Below are 3597 nucleotides of genomic sequence, written 5' to 3' on the forward strand. Positions count from 1 at the left end.
AAAGCCGCGTTCCTTTCGGGAACGCGGCTTGTCCGCTATTCGGGCGTTTACGTTAAATCAAGCAAACGTATCCACCAATCCAACCTGCCTGCGCACCGGCATGCTGATCGTGCTCAGCGTATCCACGCTTCCCGCGTCATCCGCACCGCTCATGCCTCGACCGCCTCGCCCCGCATTCGATGACGCTCCGCCCTGCTGGCCAGACTGCTGACCCACGAAGCCATCGCTCACGCTCGTGCTGCCTAGCGATATCCCGCTGCCTTGCATCGCTTCACGCAAAGTCGGTAACGCCGCTTCCACCGCCGCGCGAACCTGCGCGTGCGTCGATACAAACAACGCGTGCGCATGGTTATCCGTAACCTGCAAGACCACCTGCAACGGCCCCAGATCCTTCGGGTTCAACGTCAATTCAGCACTCTGCTGATGACCATTCGACAGAAACACCACCTTCTGGCTGAACGCCTCATCCCATCCACTCGTCCCGACATGCGGCGCAATAGCTGCACTCGCAGCCGCCGTCGCCGCACCCTGAACCGGAGCGCCACCCGCGCTCGCCGAGGCTGCCTGCATCGAAGCCGAATGAGCCGCCGCGTCAGCAGTCGCTTTGTAAGCAGCACTGCCGTCATCGGCGGGTGTTGCTGTAGCCAGCGCCGCTGCATCGGCTTGTTGCGCAGTTGAGCTTGCGCCAGCTTGCTGCGTCGCCGATGTCCGGCTCGAAGCGTCACCCGACGACGCTGTGATCGATATCGCCCGGTTCGACGGCCTCGAACCACCGCCCTTGCCACCCGCATTCGCGCTATTGGCCACATTCGCACCGTTCGCGGCTGCTGCGGCTGCCGCCGCTGCTGCGTCGGGCGATGGCGTCGCAGCACCACCCTGCGGATTCGCCAAATGCGCGAGCGCAGCCTGAAGCGCATCATCTGCAGTCTTGGCGTCGCTCGATTTGTCCTTTGACTGCGTGGAAGACGTCCCGCTCATCGCTTGCGCATCCATCGCGGCCGTAGCCGGATCGGTTGAAGCAGTGGCTGGATCGGCCGCCGCACCACCGCGCGCCTTCATGGCCGCTGCGGTCGCTGCCGCAGTGGCGGCCGCTGCTGCTGCCGTGGCTTCGGGTTGTGCCTTCGCGGCATCCGCGTCGGTCTGAGCCGCCTGATCCGCAGCTGTCGCGTTAGCCGTAGCGGCAGCCGCAGATGTCGAACCAGCCGATGCCTGCGCTTGATTAGCCGCAGCAGAGCCCGGCACAGCGGAAGCCGCCGATGACGCCGAAGAAGTCTGATCCGCAGCCGTAGCCTGGTCCGCACTATCAGCCTGGTCCGCCGCCGCCGCTTTAGCTTGTGCAGTTGAGGCATCGTCGGGCTTGGGCGCGTCGTGGACACTACCCCGCGCAGCCGATGCCGCCGCCGCAGCTTTCTCCGCCTGCGCCTGCGCTTGCACCCGCGCCTTAGCCGCCGCTTCTTCGTTAGCCTTGGTGGTTATGTTGTGCAGCGTCGAAACAAACGATGCCGCCGCATCATCGCTCGCGGACGTTGCCGCCGCGTTCCGCGATTGGGCAGCGCTCAAGCCGAGCATCGTGCTGGCAGAATTAACGGTCGACATACAGGACCCCTCGCATCTTGTTCAAGATAAACATCGCTATAAAAATCATGCCTTTTCGGCGCGCATCCGCAGCATCTTGGAAGCGTGTTCATCGGAGTCCCGCTGTTCGATCCGCGACTCCTGCTTCGCCTTCACCAACTCGCCGCGCGCCGCCAGCACTTCGTAAGATCCCAGTTTCTGCTTGCGCTGCTGCCATTCCGGCTTTGCCGCTTCCAGCCGCTGGTTCGCGCCCACGAGCAACACGCGCTGCTGGCTGATGGCGGAATCAAGGGTATCGACGAATGCCTGGAAATTGCGCAGCGTCTGCGCGGTCGTGCCTTCTTGCGCCGACGCCGTAAAACGCGCGTGATACTCGTCGCGATACGTAACCAGCGAGTTCAACTGCGTCTCTATCTCGTCGCGTTCTTGCTGGAACTTGCCAAGCTTTTTCGTGGCAGCCTCCAGTTCTTCTTCCGCGAGGTTGATCAAGGTCTTGATCGGCAGATGCTTGGACATGGACGTCAGATTCCTAAATTATCTTTATTCGAACAACGCATCGAGTTGGGCCAGGCTCGGTTCAAACATGGCTTGCTCACGAAATCCTTGCTGCAAAAACGCTTCAATCCGCGGGTACAGCGCAATCGCCCGATCGAGTAACGCATCCCGTCCCGAGGAATACGCGCCTACATTGATCAAATCGCGATTGCGCTGGTAGCGCGACAACATCTGCTTGAATAAACGCACCCGGTCCAGATGCTTGTCGTCGATCAGCGCGGTCATCGCCCGGCTGATGGACGCTTCAATATCGATGGCCGGATAATGCCCCGCTTCAGCCAACGAACGCGACAATACAATATGGCCGTCGAGAATGGCGCGCGCTGAATCGGCGATAGGATCTTGCTGATCGTCTCCTTCAGTCAAGACCGTATAAAAAGCCGTAATCGATCCTGCCCCTTCGCGGCCGTTGCCAGTCCGCTCAACCAACGCCGGCAGTTTGGCGAACACGGACGGCGGATACCCTTTGGTGGCGGGCGGCTCGCCAATCGCGAGCGCAATCTCGCGCTGCGCCATCGCATAGCGGGTGAGCGAATCCATCAGCAGCAGTACGTGTTTGCCCTGATCCCGGAAATATTCGGCCAGAGACGTTGCATAGGTCGCGCCCTGCATCCGCAAAATGGGCGACACATCGGCGGGCGCCGCGACCACGACCGAGCGCGCCAGCCCGTCCTCACCAAGAATCTGTTCGATGAACTCCTTCACCTCGCGGCCTCGTTCACCAATCAGCCCGATCACGATTACTTCGGCGCTCGTGTAACGCGCCATGGTGCCGAGCAGCACGGACTTGCCCACGCCCGAGCCGGCGAACAAACCCATGCGCTGGCCGCGCCCCACGGTCAGCAACGCGTTGATCGCGCGCACGCCGACGTCGAGCACCTTGTGAATCGGTTCGCGATTAAGCGGGTTGATAGTCGGCGCAGTCAGCGGCGCATCGATCTTCGAGCCAAGGGGCCCAAGCCCATCAAGCGGCCTGCCCGACGCATCGACCACGCGGCCGAGCATTTCCCAGCCGACCGGCAGACGTTTGGCGCCGGCCATCGGGTCATTGATCGGCGCGCTTTCCAGCGGATACACGCGTGCCCCGGGCAACAGGCCGGAGACTTCGGTGGTCGGCATGAGGAATAACTTGTCGCCGGAGAATCCAACGACTTCGGCTTCGGCCATCGGGATCGAACTGCCGGCAGGCAACTCGATCATGCATTCCGAGCCCACGCCCAGCTTCAACCCGACGGCTTCCAGAACCAGGCCGGCCGCACGCGTGAGACGCCCGCATGCACGCAACGGTTTCGATATCTGGCTGCGCGCCTTGCTGGCTTCGAGCTGCGCGCGCCAGCCATCCAGATGTGGGTTGTTCGCCATATCGGCGAGATCGACGATGGTCTGGACCGCGATTTCCTCGACCGTCGGTTCGGCGTCGTCGTCTGCGGCGAGCGGGCCGAACGACGCGCGCGCCAGTTCCTGTTC

3 protein-coding genes are annotated in these 3597 nt (G+C 62.4%); all 3 read right to left on the minus strand.

What is annotated here, in order from left to right; all coding sequences use genetic code 11:
- Positions 1-57 precede the first annotated feature (57 nt).
- The gene (locus JWR14_RS25150) at positions 58-1596 is read right to left on the minus strand and encodes a flagellar hook-length control protein FliK (RefSeq protein WP_299713680.1); all 1539 of its coding nucleotides are present in this window, start codon (positions 1594-1596) and stop codon (positions 58-60) included.
- Positions 1597-1641: 45 nt separating this feature from the next.
- Positions 1642-2091, minus strand: coding sequence for a flagellar export protein FliJ (gene fliJ, locus JWR14_RS25155; protein ID WP_299713683.1), 450 nt, complete (start codon positions 2089-2091; stop codon positions 1642-1644).
- A gap of 24 nt (positions 2092-2115) precedes the next feature.
- Positions 2116-3597: flagellar protein export ATPase FliI (fliI, locus tag JWR14_RS25160; protein WP_299713686.1), on the minus strand; the 1482-nt coding region annotated here is incomplete at its 5' end.

This window comes from Caballeronia sp. (assembly GCF_028292365.1).
Classification (GTDB): Bacteria; Pseudomonadota; Gammaproteobacteria; order Burkholderiales; family Burkholderiaceae; genus Caballeronia.